Source organism: Sphingobacterium sp. BIGb0116, assembly GCF_024808035.1.
Lineage (GTDB): Bacteria > Bacteroidota > Bacteroidia > Sphingobacteriales > Sphingobacteriaceae > Sphingobacterium > Sphingobacterium paramultivorum.
Genome location: NZ_JANUDT010000001.1, coordinates 156,717 through 172,649 on the forward strand (window position 1 = coordinate 156,717; position 15,933 = coordinate 172,649).

The window sequence follows — 15,933 nt, forward strand, 5'->3', positions numbered from 1 at the left end:
AGTAATTCACCCAATACAGAAAAAATGACAGCTGAAACAATTACGCAATCACCCTTTCCAAATGCAAAGAAAATTTTTGTATCCGGAAAACTATTTCCTATTCAAGTCGCTATGCGTCAAATCTCCTTGAGTCCAACCAAATTAACGAATGGAGAGGTAGAAATTAATCCGCCGGTAACAATCTATGATACTTCTGGACCTTATACGGATGACACCGTCCATATCGATATCCGGAAAGGCCTCCCTCGCCTTCGCGATCAGTGGATCTTGGATCGTCAGGATGTTATACAGCTGGCTAGCATCAGCTCTGAATATGGACAAAAACGCCTTTCTGATCCAACGTTGGATGAACTCCGATTTGCCTATAGTCATAAACCAAAAGTAGCCTCTGCCGGCAGGAATGTCACCCAATTACATTATGCAAAGCAAGGCATCATTACCCCAGAAATGGAGTACGTTGCTATCCGTGAAAACCAACGTATCGAGCAGCTCACGGCCAGCACCCCCGGAATGGATCATCACCATAAAGGGCAAAACTTTGGTGCTAGAACACATGATAAAGCTATTACACCAGAATTTGTCCGTGAGGAAATCGCTGCCGGAAGAGCAATCATCCCTAATAATATCAATCACCCTGAAAGTGAACCCATGATTATCGGGCGCAACTTTCTTGTTAAAATTAATGCCAATATTGGCAATAGCGCTGTAAGTTCAAGTATAGAGGAAGAAGTTGAGAAAGCGGTATGGGCCTGTCGATGGGGAGCCGATACCATCATGGACCTATCCACTGGCAAAAATATTCACGAAACCCGCGAATGGATTATCCGTAACTCGCCCGTTCCAATCGGTACAGTACCGATCTATCAGGCGCTCGAAAAAGTGAAGGGGGTGGCCGAGGACCTTACCTGGGAAATATTCAGAGATACCTTGATTGAACAGGCCGAACAGGGTGTTTCGTACTTTACCATACACGCCGGCGTACTGCTTCGTTATATCCATCTCACGGCATCTCGAGTAACGGGCATTGTCTCCAGAGGAGGATCTATCATGGCCAAATGGTGTCTTTTCCACCACAAAGAGAACTTTCTTTATACTCATTTTGAGGAGATCTGTGAGATCATGAAGCGATATGATGTTGCTTTTTCACTTGGCGATGGTCTCCGTCCAGGTGCCATTGCGGACGCCAACGATGCGGCTCAATTTGCTGAGCTCGAAACACTGGGCGAACTCACCAAGGTCGCCTGGAAACACGATGTTCAGGTGATGATCGAAGGTCCGGGCCATGTTCCTATGCAATTGATCAAAGAGAATATGGACAAACAATTGGCCTGTTGTGACGAAGCTCCATTTTATACCTTGGGTCCCTTAACAACTGATATTGCTCCAGGTTATGACCATATCACATCAGCCATTGGAGCTGCGATGATCGGTTGGTATGGATGTGCGATGCTTTGCTATGTGACGCCCAAAGAACATTTGGGCTTACCAAATAAAAAAGACGTTAAAGACGGTGTAATCACCTATAAACTAGCTGCCCATGCGGCCGATTTGGCCAAAGGACATCCAGGTGCACAATACCGTGATAATGCCTTGAGTAAAGCGAGATTTGAATTTAGATGGGAAGATCAATTCAACCTTTCCCTGGATCCAGATACAGCACGGGAATATCATGACGAAACATTGCCGGCAGATGCGGCCAAAGTGGCTCACTTCTGCTCCATGTGCGGTCCCAAATTTTGCTCGATGAAAATTACGCAGGAAATCAGAGATAGTGCCGCACAAGGGATGCTGGAAAAATCGCAGGAATTCATCGCACAAGGAAAAGAGATTTATTCATGATCATCGCTTTGACAGCAGCAGAAACGATCCCTTCTGAAAAAGGGATTATAGATGCTTTGTTCAAAGAAGGACTTGATATCCTGCATTTGCGCAAGTATCATTTTACGGACCTACAAATGTCCAGGTACGTTGAATCTATAGATTCAACGTACCTGGATAGATTGGTCCTACATTCCCACCCTCACCTATCGGTTGAGCTCGGAATCGCGCGTATTCATATGAACGAAAAGAATAGAAAGGATAGATCAACAAATCAAATGCTGCCTACAACAATCTGTTCAACATCTGTGCATGATATCGATCAATTCAATAGCCTTAATGAATGTTGGGCCTATGCTTTTCTAAGTCCATTATTTCCGAGCATCTCTAAAGTGGGGTATGGAGTGCATAATGCAAGGCTGGATCAGCTCCCGTCACGCTCCAACTTTACTGTTGGTCTCATCGGCCTTGGAGGGATAAACCAAGATAACTGTCTTATCCCGATGCAGCAAGGTGCAGATGGAATTGCCTTATATGGTTCTTTATGGAAGCACCCTGAGCCAGTTCAAAATTTTATAGCATGCAAACAAAAACTATGGAAAAACTCCAATATATATCGCAGGGACAAACATTAACTGAACAAAAAAATAACATACTGAAAGCGCTGGATGCTGGGGCCAAATGGATACAGATCAGATGGAAGGACGCCGATGAAAAAGATCGCTATGTGCTTGCAGAACAGATCAAGCAAACCTGTTCCGAATTTGTTGCCAGCTGTATCATCAATGACCATCCTTCGCTTGCAGCGGCTGTAGACGCAGATGGCGTGCACTTGGGACTGGATGACTGCAGCGTCACAGCTGCCCGGGACATATTGGGTGCAGGAAAAATAATCGGCGGTACTGCCAATAGCTTTGCGGATGTAAAACAAAGAATAAGTGAACATTGTGACTATATCGGACTCGGACCATTCAACTATACCACAACAAAACAAAAACTAAGCCCCCTATTGGGGATTGCAGGTTATGAAAACATCATCCAACAAGTCCGCCTAGCAGGCTTGCCCCCTATTCCAATATTCGCAATTGGCGGTATAAGCCAACTTGAAGATATCCAACAGCTATTAGAAATTGGAGTTTACGGTGTAGCACTCTCCGGAATCGTAACCAAGACTCCAAACATTGTTTCATCCATCAATAAAATTTTATTATGAGCAACCTACATATAGCCGATCGCGTATTTGAATCCAGATTATTTCTGGGTACGGGCAAATTCGGTAATCTCACAGAAATGAGCGATGCCATTGTGGCTTCGGCCTCCCAATTGGTCACCGTTGCCCTCAAACGAATCGACCAGACCAGCGCAGACGACAGTCTCATCAGTGCACTCGACCTGACGGCAATCGATTTGCTTCCCAATACTTCGGGAGCACGAACTGCTGAAGAAGCTGTACTCGCGGCCCAACTTGCACGGGAGGCCCTGGAAACCAACTGGGTAAAGCTGGAAATTCATCCCGACCCTCGTTATTTACTGCCCGATCCTATTGAAACCCTGCGTGCAACTGAATCGCTGGCCAAACTGGGTTTCGTTGTCATGCCCTATATTCACGCAGATCCAGTACTTTGTAAAAGATTGGAAAATGCAGGTACAGCAGTTGTTATGCCTTTAGGTGCTCCTATTGGTAGTAATAAAGGGCTTCGCACACTGGACTTTCTCGAAATTATTATTGAGGAGAGTAATGTCCCTGTGGTTGTAGATGCCGGGATCGGAGCTCCATCCGATGCCGCCAAAGCCATGGAAATCGGAGCGGATGCAGTCTTGGTCAATACGGCAATTGCGGTCTCAAATAATCCGATACGTATGGCCGAAGCATTCAAAGAGGCTGTTATCGCTGGACGAAAGGCTTATGAAGCCGGTTTAGGAAAGATCGGATCACAAGCAATCGGTTCGAGTCCCTTAACTTCATTTTTATTTGATTGATGATTCACTTATGACAGATTTCAAAACGATACTCGATGAATACTCCTGGAATGACGTCCACACGCAGATTTATGACGCTACCAATCAGGATGTACAACATGCGTTAGAAAAAGACCATTTAACGCTCGCTGACTTTAGCGCGCTCATCTCACCGGCTGCAGCACCGTATCTGGAACAAATGGCACAAAAAACACAACAAATCACGCAACGTCGCTTCGGTAAAACCATACAACTCTATGCCCCTCTTTACCTGAGCAATGAGTGCCAAAACATCTGTACATATTGCGGTTTTAGCATGGACAATAAAATTAAACGCAAAACCCTCAGCAACACCGAACTATTACTGGAGGCAATGGCACTTAAATCCATGGGAATCAACCACATTTTACTAGTCAGCGGAGAAGCCAACAAAACGGTCGAGATCAATTATTTCCTAAACGCTATTCGCCTTTTAAAACCTCATTTTTCACAGATATCCATTGAGGTACAGCCACTGGAAGAATCCGAGTACCGACTACTACAGACCGCAGGGGTATATGCCATTTTGGTCTATCAGGAAACCTACCATCGAGAAGTTTACAAACAATATCATCCGAAAGGAAAGAAGTCCAATTTTGACTATCGTTTGGATACGCCTGACCGTATAGGCCGGGCCGGAATCCATAAAATCGGACTGGGGGTATTACTTGGGCTAGAGGACTGGCGGGTGGACAGCTTTTTCACCGCGGCACACATTGCCTATTTGCAAAAACAATATTGGCAGACACGTTATTCAATTTCATTTCCGCGCTTACGACCAGCCGCGGGTTCTGTTGAGCCAAATTTTCATTTGGCCGATCGTGATCTGCTGCAGTTGATCTGCGCATATCGCCTGTGGAATGAAAATTTGGAAATCTCCATTTCAACCAGAGAAAACCAAACCTTCAGGGATCATATCATACCCATTGGCGTAACCACGATGAGTGCAGCTTCAAAAACCAATCCTGGAGGCTATGTTGTCGATCCCCAAGCTTTGGAACAATTTGAAGTAAGTGATGAAAGAGATATGGAAACAATAAAAAATCAAATCCGAAAAATGGGCTATTCTCCAGTGATGAAAGACTGGGAAAGCAATTACGCGGGTATTGTACGTTAAATACATGAAAAAAGATAACATTTTTGATCGCTATAGCAGACAGATTTTTATCGAAGAGATTGGCGTTGCCGGACAACGGAAGATTATGGATGCCAAGGTATTGGTCGTCGGTGCAGGCGGACTCGGGAGTCCTGTCGTTCAATATTTAGCCGCGGCCGGTATAGGCAAACTTGGGCTGGTTGATTTTGACCGGGTTGAAATCCACAATCTTAATAGACAGATCATTCATTCCGAAAATAATATACACCAAGCAAAAACAGAAAGTGCCACAGCCTATGTACGACAGCACAATAGCACAATTGATTTTGAACCCTTTCAGGTAAAAATAGATGCTGACAACGCGCTAGCAATGCTCGCTCCCTATCATATCATTGTCGATTGCTGTGATAACTTTACAACGCGCTACCTGCTTAATCAGACCTGCCTACAACTCGATAAACCTTTGGTATACGGTAGCATCTATGGTTTCGAAGGCCAGCTGGCTGTCTTTAACTATCAGGGTAGTAAAAACCTATTAGATATCTTTCCAACTCCCCCCGATCCGGAGCAGGTTCCAAATTGCGATAAAAATGGGGTGCTAGGCCCCTTGCCCGGTATTATCGGCAGTATGATGGCCATGCAGGTACTTAAAATAGTAACCGGATTACCCGTAGATAGCAACCAGTTAACGGTTGTTGACACATTTCATTGGCGTTTTTCGAAACTCCTATTCTAAGGATTATTTCGGAAGACGTCCCACAAAATGAGATAGAACGCTTTAAAAGAGCTCAAAAATTTATTTTAAAACAACTAGTGACAAACAAAATTTCCTAATTTTAGTTTATATATTAGCAAGCTTAAATGTCAAATTTACGATCTGGAATGAAAAAAGTAATTTATCCATTACTCTCCCTCTCTTTATTACCCTTATTTTCTATCGCGCAAGAGACGAAACTCACCGCTGATGATCTCTTTGTAAAAGCACGAAAAGTAGCTTTTGATTCAAAAGATTATCCGCAAGCCATTCAATTATCTAAACAGGCCCTACTTCAAGCACCGGATTACACGGATATTAGCATTTTTCTCGGACGTCTTTATACCTGGTCGGATAAGATTGATTCGGCACGAACCATCTTTACAGAACTGGATAAAAAGAATACAAGTGATGAAGATTTCTTTTTGGCCTACGCCTCATTGGAATACTGGAATGATCAGGCCGATAAAGCGATTGCAATTACGGACAAAGGGCTTAGCATACATCCGCAGTCTCAGGATCTATTGCTGTTAAAAGGTAAAATAAGTTATGGCAATGATCATTATGAGGCTGCCGAAAAGGCAATTAATAATTTATTGGCAATAAATCCTAAAAATACGGAAGCAAGAGCTCTGGCAAAAAATATTGAGGAATATACAGCTAAAAATGCAATCGGTCTGACGTACAATTTTGTCTACTTTGACAAACAGTTTGATCATAATTGGCACATTGTTGGATTAAGTTATAAACGGGCAACACCAATAGGATCCGTTATTTTCAGAACGAACTATGCGAATAAATTTGCAGAAAATGGCGTCCAATTTGAGATGGAAGCTTACCCACGGCTTTCAAAGATATTTTACCTATATGTCGGTGCTGGATATTCCAATAATGTGGGAATTTTTGCGAAATATAGAACTGGTGTATCTCTCTATGCCAATCTTCCGAACAGTTTTGAGGGGGAAATCGGATATCGTCAGCTCTATTTTAGTGACAACATCTGGATGTACACAGCTTCAGTCGGAAAATATTATCAAAACTTTTGGTTCAATCTGAGGACTTACCTTACACCGGGCGAAAAGAATATTTCCCAATCCTATACCGGAACAGTCCGCTATTATACAAAAGGAGCAAACGATTACTTCGGATTTAGTGCCGGAACGGGTCTGAGCCCCGAGGAAAACCGAAATAATCTATTGGACAACGCTTCCTATAAATTAAAAACATTCAAAGTAGGTGCCGAGTATAATTTCTCAGTTAAGCAAAGTAACCTATTTTCAATTTCGGGCACCTATTATAACCAAGAATTCAGGCCAAAAGAGCGAGGGAATCAATTGGACATCATCCTTGGTTATATTCGAAAATTCTAGTTCTTCTTTGTTCGGTTAAAGTAATTTGTATAAACACTATCTGGAAGAAGTCGCTTTTGCGTATAAAAAAGTTTGTTCTTGCGCTTAAATAATTCAAAGCGCTTGGACAATTCTTCTTTCGCATTATCCGCGGCGGCATCTTCATTGAGCACACCATCCAGTTTATACAGTTGTCCATCGGAAAGATGATAACTGCCTTTCACAAAATCAATCAATTGATTTTTACTCTGCATCATGGCTATACCATCACCCTGTGCCGAAGCACCCTTATCGAGCCCCTCACCTATCCATGTAACTTGGTTAGGAGTTTTCAGCCCAAAATTCTCACGATAGTAGGCCAATATAGAAGGCGCGACATCAAAATGGCTAACAAAATTATGAAAAGTCTTTGGCCCTTTTAAAAGTGGTGAATAAATCAACAAGGGAACATGATAACGATCGATTTTGCTTTGCAATGGTATCTCAGGCATCGCGTGGTCTCCAGTTATGACAAAAATAGTATTTGCAAAATCTGGTCTCTTTTTATATTCTTTAAAGAACTGCTCCATCGCGTCATCCAAATTCAGTACCGAAACAAGTTGGGTACGGTTTTCCAAAGCCCACTTTTTTTGTTCCGGTGTAAGGTCCAATGTTGCTATACGTTGATCAAACAATTGCTCATAATGAGCCGCATTATTGATCAAAAACGGATTATGGGTTGATAGCGTTAAAAGCACATGGAAATAAGGGTGTTCCTGTACTTTCTGCACTTCAAGAAGTTTGCTAAAGACAGCTTGATCTTCATATCCCCAGCTCTCCCCACCCTTTTCGGGCAATTTTTTATAAGGAGGTCCGAATGCCGCTTGGTCCATGAGCATATCTATTTTATTATAATCCATGTACTTTTTCATGAAATCAAAATTAGAATGACCACCATAGAAAAATCCAGTATTGAATCCATTACTCTTCAGAATATTAAATAGATTGAAGTTATCTGGCAAGGTGTCTTGTTCCAGGAATCCATGTGTAGCAAAAGGCAATGAACCTGTTATGGTCGGTAAAACGGAAAATGTCCGACCCGAGGAACTCATATTATTATCCCAATACAAAGACTGTTGCTTCAATGTACCTATAAAAGGTGTAAAGTTGCCAATATAGCCATTTTCAGCACTATAGGCATGGCCTAAACCCTCGATAACAAGAATGACCAAATTGGGTACTTTCGCTGTTTTTTGCATGTATGTCCCCAGGAAATCTTTTGTATCCTCTTTTTTCAAAAAAGGAAATTTAGTATCCAACACTTTTGCATCATCATCGTCTTTATTGAACATAGCGAACATCCCCGGGTGATCATCCACGTAATTGGATAAATTAGAATCAAAAAAATAACGCCATTTACTCCGGCTTGCATTGGCTACGAATTCATCTTTTTCAGCGCTACCCCTAAAAAACGAAGCCGAGGAGATGAAAAACGATATGATCCCCAAAGATAACAGTGCAATACTAGCATAGGGCTTTTTGAATGTCTGTTTATTGGCAATCCAAAGGGGAACCCAAGAAATTACGATCAATAATAAAAGTAAAGCAATATTGGTAAAACTCAACATACCGCTAGCCTCCAAAATTTGCTTCATCTCTTCCGAACTATAATAGAACATATCAGCTCCAAGCAAATTTCTGGATTCGCCAAAATACAGAAACAAGATGAATTGCATAACGACAATAAACGAGAACGATATGACCATAAGAAGTCTCGCCCAAAAACTGCTTATGAACTGAAGCAATAAATAGCCGATTCCCAAACAGGCCAAGGCTTGAAAAATGAACAGGATGTTATCCAAAAATAGATCCTTCCCGGCATGTGACTCCGAAAGCTGAACAAATCGACGACCGTACCACCACCATTCTACACCAACGGACAACATATACAAGGCAAAGACGACCAACATAACAGGTCCTAAGCTCTGTAACGACAGATTTAATCGCTGACCGAGGTATTTCCAAACCGACTCATTCGCATCTTTTTGTTGGAAGCCTTGTCGTGTCATTTCTCCCCAGCCATGCTGCTTCCGAAAGTAATCAACAACGCCCTGTACTCCAGCTTTAACAACAATGGGGTGAAAGTATAACGGTTCTAGTATCGCCGTAGTTATTAGAGTGGAAAGATCTCGCTTCTTAGAATAAACCTGATGGCTAACAAGATCAACCAAGATTGCATAGATCGAATACAAAATTCCGGAAGCAATCACCAATGCAAATAGCGCAAAGAAAAATGGCCAGTTGATGATTCCCAGAATGAAAAAGATTATAAAAACAATATAGCCTGTAAATTCGACAATAGGGCCCAGGAATTCGAAGAAAAACCAATAAGGCATACTGACCATACCAAAACGGCCATATTTCGGATTGAACATGAGTTTCCGATGTTTCCATAAGGTCTCCATCGTGCCCCGCATCCAACGATTACGCTGTTTACGTAATACTTCTTTTGACTCGGGTACTTCGGTCCAGCACAATGGATCAGGAATGTTGACCACCTCGTAGGCTTGCTTTTGCTCCTCCATATAACGGCGCATACGAACAACAAGCTCCATATCTTCTCCTACCGTATTTCGGTCATAGCCCCCACAAGCCAATACGATCTCCCGGTCAAAAGCGCCAAATGCCCCGGAAATAAGAATTAAACCCGAAGCCCTTGACCAAGCCATTCGACCTAAAATAAAAGCACGGATGTACTCTAAGGCCTGCGTACGCCCCAACCATGATTTTGGAAGATTAACGTCCACGACAGAACCATTCACGACATTACAGTTATTGGCCAAACGTATAACTCCGCCGCAGGCTATAACGCGTTTGTCGGTCTGTTCCAAAAATGGCTTTGCTAATTTTAGAATAGCATCCTGTTCCAAAATACAATCTACATCAATACAGACGATATAATCTCCAGAAGAAATATTAACGCCGACGTTGAGCGCATCAGCCTTACCGCCATTTTCCTTGTCAACAACAATCAGCTTCTTAAATGCTGGATTTTTGCTCTTATAGATTCCCCTTATATCCTTGGTCTCAATATTTCCCTGAACAAAAAAAGACGTTGGTTCAAGTTCATAAGAGGCGATCAATTTCAAAATTGAATCGTCTTTACTACCATCATTGACGATGATAATTTCCAGATTATGATAATACAGCGACAATAAAGAACGTACATTTTCAACGATGGTCATCCCCTCGTTGTAGGCTGGAGCAATCAGACTGAATGTAGGCGCGTTGGGGTTGGTCGCAATAATACTATAATCCGTAAACGTATTATTGTGTTTGTAACGAAACACTGCTCCATAAGCGTATAGCCCTATCCAAGTATAGATAATGAATACTGCTGCCGAATAAAGCAAAAATAACCAAACTATAATTTCGTATACGATATGGGAAAACTCTAACATTTTTTCTCTTGCAATGCGTGTTTAATAATTTGTGTAAGTTCGTCGTATGTATCTTCACGTTGTGAAATTTCGCGAAGATACTGTTCTTCTCCCAGCACAACGAGTACTTCTGCGGCAGAAATTTTAATTGACACTTGGGTATGATTCCACAGTTGATCCTTCAGAAAATGCTTACTTTCTCTACTTTTGGCAATCTTCATAGCTTTAAGGATTTCAATCTGAACTTCGATTGGTTGCAGATTAAAATTTTGTATAAATTGCTGAATTGTCCCACTGTTCTCAATGGCCTGCAATGTTCGTATGGCTTGTATACGAACCTTCGTAGATGGATGATCCAATAGGTTAAAAACTTCCGTATAAAAAGTCATCAATCTAAATTTTCGGATCAAGCGCAACGTAAATATGACAACAGAATCATTTGAACTCTTAAGCCAGGTATCAACATGTAACTCCGAAAGCTCGGGTATTTCATGGATGGAAAACAATAAACGTAATTGTTGCCAGTCTGATAAGGGACGATCGAATTGATCTAAAAAACCAAGCCCCTCATACCCTTTAAAAGTTACGATTGCATATTGTGCTTCTTGATATACCGCAGTGCGGGAATCATTAAGCTTGGCTGTTATCTCTGGGATTGCTGGTTCGACATTCATTGCAGCAAGCTCCTGAACCCCACCGGCAACCAAATAAGCTTTTCTATGCCGAAGCTTCCGCCAGGCCTCATCCTCCAATTTAAAATCATGAAACAACCTATTGATCGATTGTTTAGCTCCACCAGAAAATTTTCTATCAGAGTCAACTAATACATCCAAAAAAAGAGCTCGAAAAGAAGGTTCTTTCAAGTATGTCGCAAACTCCAGATCTCGATCGCTATTCTCATCGCCACCAACAATAGTTTCCATAATCTTGTACTCGATGATCTGTCTCCAGGATTGCCTATTATGAAGGATTCTATAGCTATAAAAGCTGTATCCCAGTACCGTGATAATCAACAATAGTACTAAAATCAATACGATAACAATCGCCAGAATAAGCTCATGTAGCTCGATATGGTGATGCATAATTTTATTTATTTATTAGGCGTTTTATCCTAAGAATCAGTTCATTTGGACTAAATGGCTTAACCATAAAATCCGATGCACCTAAATCAAATGCATCAACCACGACCTCCTCTTGGCCCATACTTGATAATACAATAACTGGGATCTTCTTTCCAATACTTTTTATTGCCGAAAGAATTTCAATACCAGAAGCAAAGGGCATCATAATATCCGTTACAACTAAATCCAAATCCAGCTCATTAATTTTCTCGATGGCTTCACGGCCATTTCTGGTCAGCACCACTTCGTGTCCTTCTTTTACTAATTTGTGTTCAACAGTACGCAATATCAATTCATCATCTTCCGCTATTAAAATCAACATATCATTATTTATTTAAGATTTTTGTAATTAATTCCAGTCCTATATCCATTTCTTGTTCGATTGCCACAAAAGCGATCGCAAGGTCAGTTTCAATCGTTGGGCTGGTCTCAAGGTCTTTAGTCATTTGGGCCAACCTGATAAGTCCAGCAGTCGATGAAGTTCCCCGCAACTTATGAAGGAGTTCTTTGATGCGTACAATATCGTTTGTATCAATTGCCTCCTTTAACTGCTTTCTAGACCCCGTTATTTCCCGGACTACCAAATCCAGAAAAAAGGTTAAAAATGCGGGATCATCACCGGCTTGTTCTTCCAGGCGCTGCATATCCAAATGCTCATCCAAATCCTCCAGATCCGAAGCTTCTGCAGCACTAGGTTTTACCGATAACATCGCTTTTTCCAAGGCCTTGAATAAATCCTGTTGTCGAATAGGTTTAGCTAGAAAATCTGACATCCCCGCTTCGAGACAGCGTTCCTTTTCGCCTGAAATATTACCGGCAGTAACACCGATAATAGGTGTTTCAGCATAAGCTGCCATTTGCCGGATCTGTTTGGTTGCTTCAATCCCATCGACCTCGGGCATCTGAACATCCATCAAAATAAAATCAAATTGTTTTTCTTTGCAAGCATGAATGGCTTGTGCTCCGTCAGAAACTTCAGTTAAGAGCGCTCCTGGCATTATGCTTGCCATCATTCGTAAATTAAGTGCCATGTTAACGGCATTGTCGTCTGCCAAGAGCACTTGAACGTCCTGACCGTACAAATCCGATGATAACGATAAGTTTGCATTCGCCTTTAATTGCACTGCATCTTCCCTATTTTGTTGTATCGCCCTTCTTAAAGTCGAATACAGTTCCTCAGATTTAATCGGCTTAAGTAGACAGAATGACCGCTCCTCTTGTCTAAATGCTGAAATCACCTCATGCTCTTCTGATGAAGTGTGCAACACGATCAAAGGGATACCCTCTTCCTGTTTTCTAAAGAGTTCTTTGATTTTTTCTATCGTTTCGAGGCCCGATAAGATCGGCATATGATAGTCCATTAAAATAACATCGAATCGTTCCCCTTTCATCAGTAACTGTAAGGCTTCCATGCCGTTTTCTGCGAGGACAGATTCGACGTTTTTATAGGCCAACATATGTTGCAGGATAATCCGGTTATTCGCGTTGTCATCGACAACAAGGACACGATTTAAAGGCAAAGCTGTATCTTCATCCTCCATTTCTTCACATCGGACCTCGATATCAAAATAGAACGTCGATCCGACACCCAATTCGCTTGTCAGATTCAATTTACTTCCCATGTATTTCAAAAGGTTGTTGGAAATTGTCAAACCGAGTCCCGTGCCGCCGTATCGTTTACTTACGGAGCTATCTTCTTGCGTAAAAGCATCAAAGATGCGTTGTTGTTTCTCGGGTGGAATTCCTATACCGGTATCTCTGACCTCAAAGCGTAATGTTAATTTATTCTCATCATTGCGAAGTTTACTGATCTTAAATTCGATTTCGCCTTTTTCCGTAAACTTAACTGCGTTACCTAATAAATTCACCAACACTTGCTTAATACGTGCCTCGTCAATCCAAACAAAAGCCGGCAGTCCCTGCTCAATATTCAAAAGCAGTTCGACTTCTTTTCGTTGTGCTTGATAGAGAACAACATTAATAACCTGATTGGCTACATCATACACGTTATACTTATCGACAAATAATTCGAGTTTACCCGATTCTATTTTTGAAAAGTCTAAAATGTCATTAATAATATTGAGTAAGCTATTTCCCGATTCATTGATATAGCCGAGGTATTGTAGCTGTGTATCATTTAATGGTGTTTTTAACAACAAATCGGAGAATCCGATCACACCATTTAAGGGAGTACGAATTTCATGACTCATATTGGCGAGGAATTCGGACTTTGCTTTACTCGCCAGATCGGCCAGTTCCTTCGCTAACTTTAATTCATCATTTATTTTTACCGATTCGGTCGTATTTTGCGTAAAGATAATGATCCCACCTATACTTCCATCAGCAAGATGCCAAGGTCTTACTTCCCAATTGAAATGTTGCGCTTCAGCAAGTCCACCAGCCTGTATGACCTCATCCATATTCTTATAAGGTGTTCCCTCCAGCGCATCAAGGTAGATTTTTTTTCTATTTTCTGGGATATTTGGAAACAGTTTGAAAAAGTTACTATTTGGCGGCAAACTTACCCCTTCGTGAAAATCTTCCAACCATTGATTACTGACTGAAATATAGTTAAAGTCTCGGTCAAACATAGCAACCGAAGCAGGAACATAATCCACAAACGCACGTAACATAGATTCTTTGCGTTCCAGTTCCAAGAAGAGCGATTTACTTTGATCGATATCCTGAATAATTCCAAAAACGCGCTTACACACATCGTTTTCAAATTCGGGAATACCTTTTACCCGTACCCAAATTGATTCTCCATCTTGCTTTAATAGACGCAATTCGGTATCGTAAGGTGTTCTTGATGTAATGGCGTCTTCGAAAACCCTACGCAAAACAACCTGACTTTCCGGCTCATAAAATCCGATTGCATGTTCAAAATCAGGTGTAAAATCAGGAGCCACACCATGAATTAGCTTAGTGGAGTCGGACCAATAAACCTTGTTTTCAACTAAATTGACCTCCCATCCGCCAACCTGAGCGACAGCATTGGTCTGCTCCAGGATTTGTTTGGTATGCAAAAGATCATTTTCAAGCCGCAATCGATCCGTCATATTCAAGGCCGTACTGACAACATAAGACCGTCCATTTTCATCCGTTTCCAACATATTGTGGTATAGCCAAGAAATGTCTTCACCATCTTTTGTTTGGAGAACCATCATTCCAGAATCCTCTTTATTGGTGGCAATACGTTTGAGATATTCTTCAACCAGACCGACATGATGAGATGGAACCAATTTCTTGAGGTTAAGTCCTTTTACCTCTTCTTTGGCATACCGCAATATCTCTCTTCCTTTTTCATTGACAGATAGAATATTACCATCCAAATCATGCATGCTCATGAGGCCGATCGCATTTTCAAAAAAGCTACGAAATCTACGTTCGGAATTCTCCAACTTGAGTTTTTCTTCGCGCTCTTTTGTTACGTTTCTGCCAAAGGCCAGGATATCATGATTTATCGGATCATATTTGAAATGCCATTCAATTTCGACAACTTGGCCATTTTCTATTTTAGTCCTACTCGTAGATTGAATTCCGTACTTTGTTTCCTCAACTCGACCTAAGTCCGATACTAACTCCCTTTCAGTGTCTCCCAATAATGTAAAAATAGATTTGCCTAAACTATTCGATCTGGACAATCCCAAGACTTTACTAAATGCGGGGTTAATTTCTTTTACCTTGCGCGCCTCATCCAACACGCAAATAATATTATTTGTCAAGTGAAAAATTTCGGAGAAATAACCTGCCTGTACTTTTCGTTTTTTTCCCAATAATATTTTGGTCACTGCCTTGCCAAGCTCTTCCAACGAGTCTTTTTGTTTATCCGAAAGCTTTTTCGGATGGAAATCAATCACACAGATTGTTCCAAGAGCATCGCCATCATCATCCAAAAGAGGAACTCCGGCATAAAAACGGATATTTCCTTCGCGAATCAATGGATTGGAAGAGGAACGTGGATCTTCAAAAGTATCCTCTATAACGAGGACCTCTTTACTCATTATGGTGTATTGACAGACTGTGTTCTTCCTTTCAACAGTATCTAATTCCATACCCACACAACTCTGAATGCGTTGCGTTTCTTGCTCCATCATTGCAATTAAGGAAGCAGGACAGTCTGTAATCAAACAGGCCGCTTGCGCAAAAACGTCTAATTCAGGGTCTTTCCCGAGTCCCATTAACTCATAGGACTTTAATTTTTCTATCCTTCTTAACTCATTTTCAGGAAAAACATTATTTGCCATTCACTTCTAATATTTAGATCTGGTTTATTGTGACCGTGAAGTTAATAAAAACATTGTTTAACCCCTAAACAATAAGGAAATATTGGTCAGATAATGTTTTATAAAGAACAAACAACAGCTAAATTAGTTGA

11 protein-coding genes are annotated in these 15,933 nt (G+C 41.3%); 7 read left to right on the forward strand and 4 right to left on the reverse strand.

Annotated features, from left to right (window positions below; all coding sequences use genetic code 11):
• The first annotated feature begins 24 nt into the window (after positions 1 to 24).
• From thiC to M2419_RS00840, 7 genes are all read left to right on the forward strand, one after another.
• Complete coding sequence (gene thiC / locus M2419_RS00810; protein WP_259254050.1) at positions 25 to 1,839, forward strand: phosphomethylpyrimidine synthase ThiC; 1,815 nt, start codon at positions 25 to 27, stop codon at positions 1,837 to 1,839.
• A complete protein-coding gene (locus tag M2419_RS00815) occupies positions 1,836 to 2,453 on the forward strand; it encodes a thiamine phosphate synthase (protein ID WP_153846772.1) in 618 nt (205 codons plus the stop codon). Before thiC ends, M2419_RS00815 begins: the two co-directional genes overlap by 4 nt.
• Entirely contained in the window at positions 2,399 to 3,031 is a 633-nt protein-coding gene (locus M2419_RS00820) for a thiamine phosphate synthase (RefSeq protein WP_259254053.1), read from the forward strand. Before M2419_RS00815 ends, M2419_RS00820 begins: the two co-directional genes overlap by 55 nt.
• Entirely contained in the window at positions 3,028 to 3,798 is a 771-nt protein-coding gene (locus tag M2419_RS00825) for a thiazole synthase (protein WP_153846770.1), read from the forward strand. Before M2419_RS00820 ends, M2419_RS00825 begins: the two co-directional genes overlap by 4 nt.
• A gap of 10 nt (positions 3,799 to 3,808) precedes the next feature.
• On the forward strand, positions 3,809 to 4,933 hold the full coding sequence (gene thiH / locus M2419_RS00830; RefSeq protein WP_259254054.1) for a 2-iminoacetate synthase ThiH: 1,125 nt from the start codon (positions 3,809 to 3,811) through the stop codon (positions 4,931 to 4,933).
• A 4-nt stretch (positions 4,934 to 4,937) separates the two neighbouring features.
• A complete protein-coding gene (locus tag M2419_RS00835) occupies positions 4,938 to 5,648 on the forward strand; it encodes a HesA/MoeB/ThiF family protein (RefSeq protein ID WP_159730778.1) in 711 nt (236 codons plus the stop codon).
• 146 nt (positions 5,649 to 5,794) lie between these two features.
• Positions 5,795 to 7,036 carry a YaiO family outer membrane beta-barrel protein gene (locus tag M2419_RS00840; RefSeq protein ID WP_259254055.1) on the forward strand — a complete coding sequence of 414 codons (1,242 nt, stop codon included), beginning with the start codon at positions 5,795 to 5,797 and terminating at the stop codon, positions 7,034 to 7,036.
• Here the strand turns inward: M2419_RS00840 and M2419_RS00845 are convergent.
• Genes M2419_RS00845 through M2419_RS00860 form a run of 4 tightly spaced genes read right to left on the reverse strand, consistent with a single transcriptional unit; the run spans position 7,033 to position 15,802 of the window.
• Positions 7,033 to 10,455 carry a sulfatase-like hydrolase/transferase gene (locus tag M2419_RS00845; RefSeq protein WP_259254056.1) on the reverse strand — a complete coding sequence of 1,141 codons (3,423 nt, stop codon included), beginning with the start codon at positions 10,453 to 10,455 and terminating at the stop codon, positions 7,033 to 7,035. The two genes, M2419_RS00840 and M2419_RS00845, sit on opposite strands and share 4 nt — an antisense overlap.
• Positions 10,449 to 11,516: a HEAT repeat domain-containing protein gene (locus M2419_RS00850; protein WP_259254057.1), complete on the reverse strand. Its 1,068-nt coding sequence runs from the start codon at positions 11,514 to 11,516 to the stop codon at positions 10,449 to 10,451. Before M2419_RS00850 ends, M2419_RS00845 begins: the two co-directional genes overlap by 7 nt.
• 4 nt (positions 11,517 to 11,520) lie before the next feature.
• Positions 11,521 to 11,877, reverse strand: a complete 357-nt coding sequence (locus M2419_RS00855; protein ID WP_120332802.1) for a response regulator transcription factor — start codon at positions 11,875 to 11,877, stop codon at positions 11,521 to 11,523.
• Positions 11,878 to 11,881: 4 nt separating this feature from the next.
• Positions 11,882 to 15,802 carry a response regulator gene (locus M2419_RS00860; protein WP_182331364.1) on the reverse strand — a complete coding sequence of 1,307 codons (3,921 nt, stop codon included), beginning with the start codon at positions 15,800 to 15,802 and terminating at the stop codon, positions 11,882 to 11,884.
• Positions 15,803 to 15,933 lie beyond the last annotated feature (131 nt).

Coding starts and splice junctions, on each gene's coding strand:
- M2419_RS00840 (WP_259254055.1), top strand. CDS start 5,795: ATGAAAAAAGTAATTTATCCATTACTCTCCCTCTCTTTATTACCCTTA.
- M2419_RS00815 (WP_153846772.1), top strand. CDS start 1,836: ATGATCATCGCTTTGACAGCAGCAGAAACGATCCCTTCTGAAAAAGGG.
- M2419_RS00820 (WP_259254053.1), top strand. CDS start 2,399: ATGCAAACAAAAACTATGGAAAAACTCCAATATATATCGCAGGGACAA.
- M2419_RS00825 (WP_153846770.1), top strand. CDS start 3,028: ATGAGCAACCTACATATAGCCGATCGCGTATTTGAATCCAGATTATTT.
- thiH (WP_259254054.1), top strand. CDS start 3,809: ATGACAGATTTCAAAACGATACTCGATGAATACTCCTGGAATGACGTC.
- M2419_RS00845 (WP_259254056.1), bottom strand. CDS start 10,455: ATGTTAGAGTTTTCCCATATCGTATACGAAATTATAGTTTGGTTATTT.
- M2419_RS00860 (WP_182331364.1), bottom strand. CDS start 15,802: ATGGCAAATAATGTTTTTCCTGAAAATGAGTTAAGAAGGATAGAAAAA.
- M2419_RS00855 (WP_120332802.1), bottom strand. CDS start 11,877: ATGTTGATTTTAATAGCGGAAGATGATGAATTGATATTGCGTACTGTT.
- M2419_RS00835 (WP_159730778.1), top strand. CDS start 4,938: ATGAAAAAAGATAACATTTTTGATCGCTATAGCAGACAGATTTTTATC.
- thiC (WP_259254050.1), top strand. CDS start 25: ATGACAGCTGAAACAATTACGCAATCACCCTTTCCAAATGCAAAGAAA.
- M2419_RS00850 (WP_259254057.1), bottom strand. CDS start 11,516: ATGCATCACCATATCGAGCTACATGAGCTTATTCTGGCGATTGTTATC.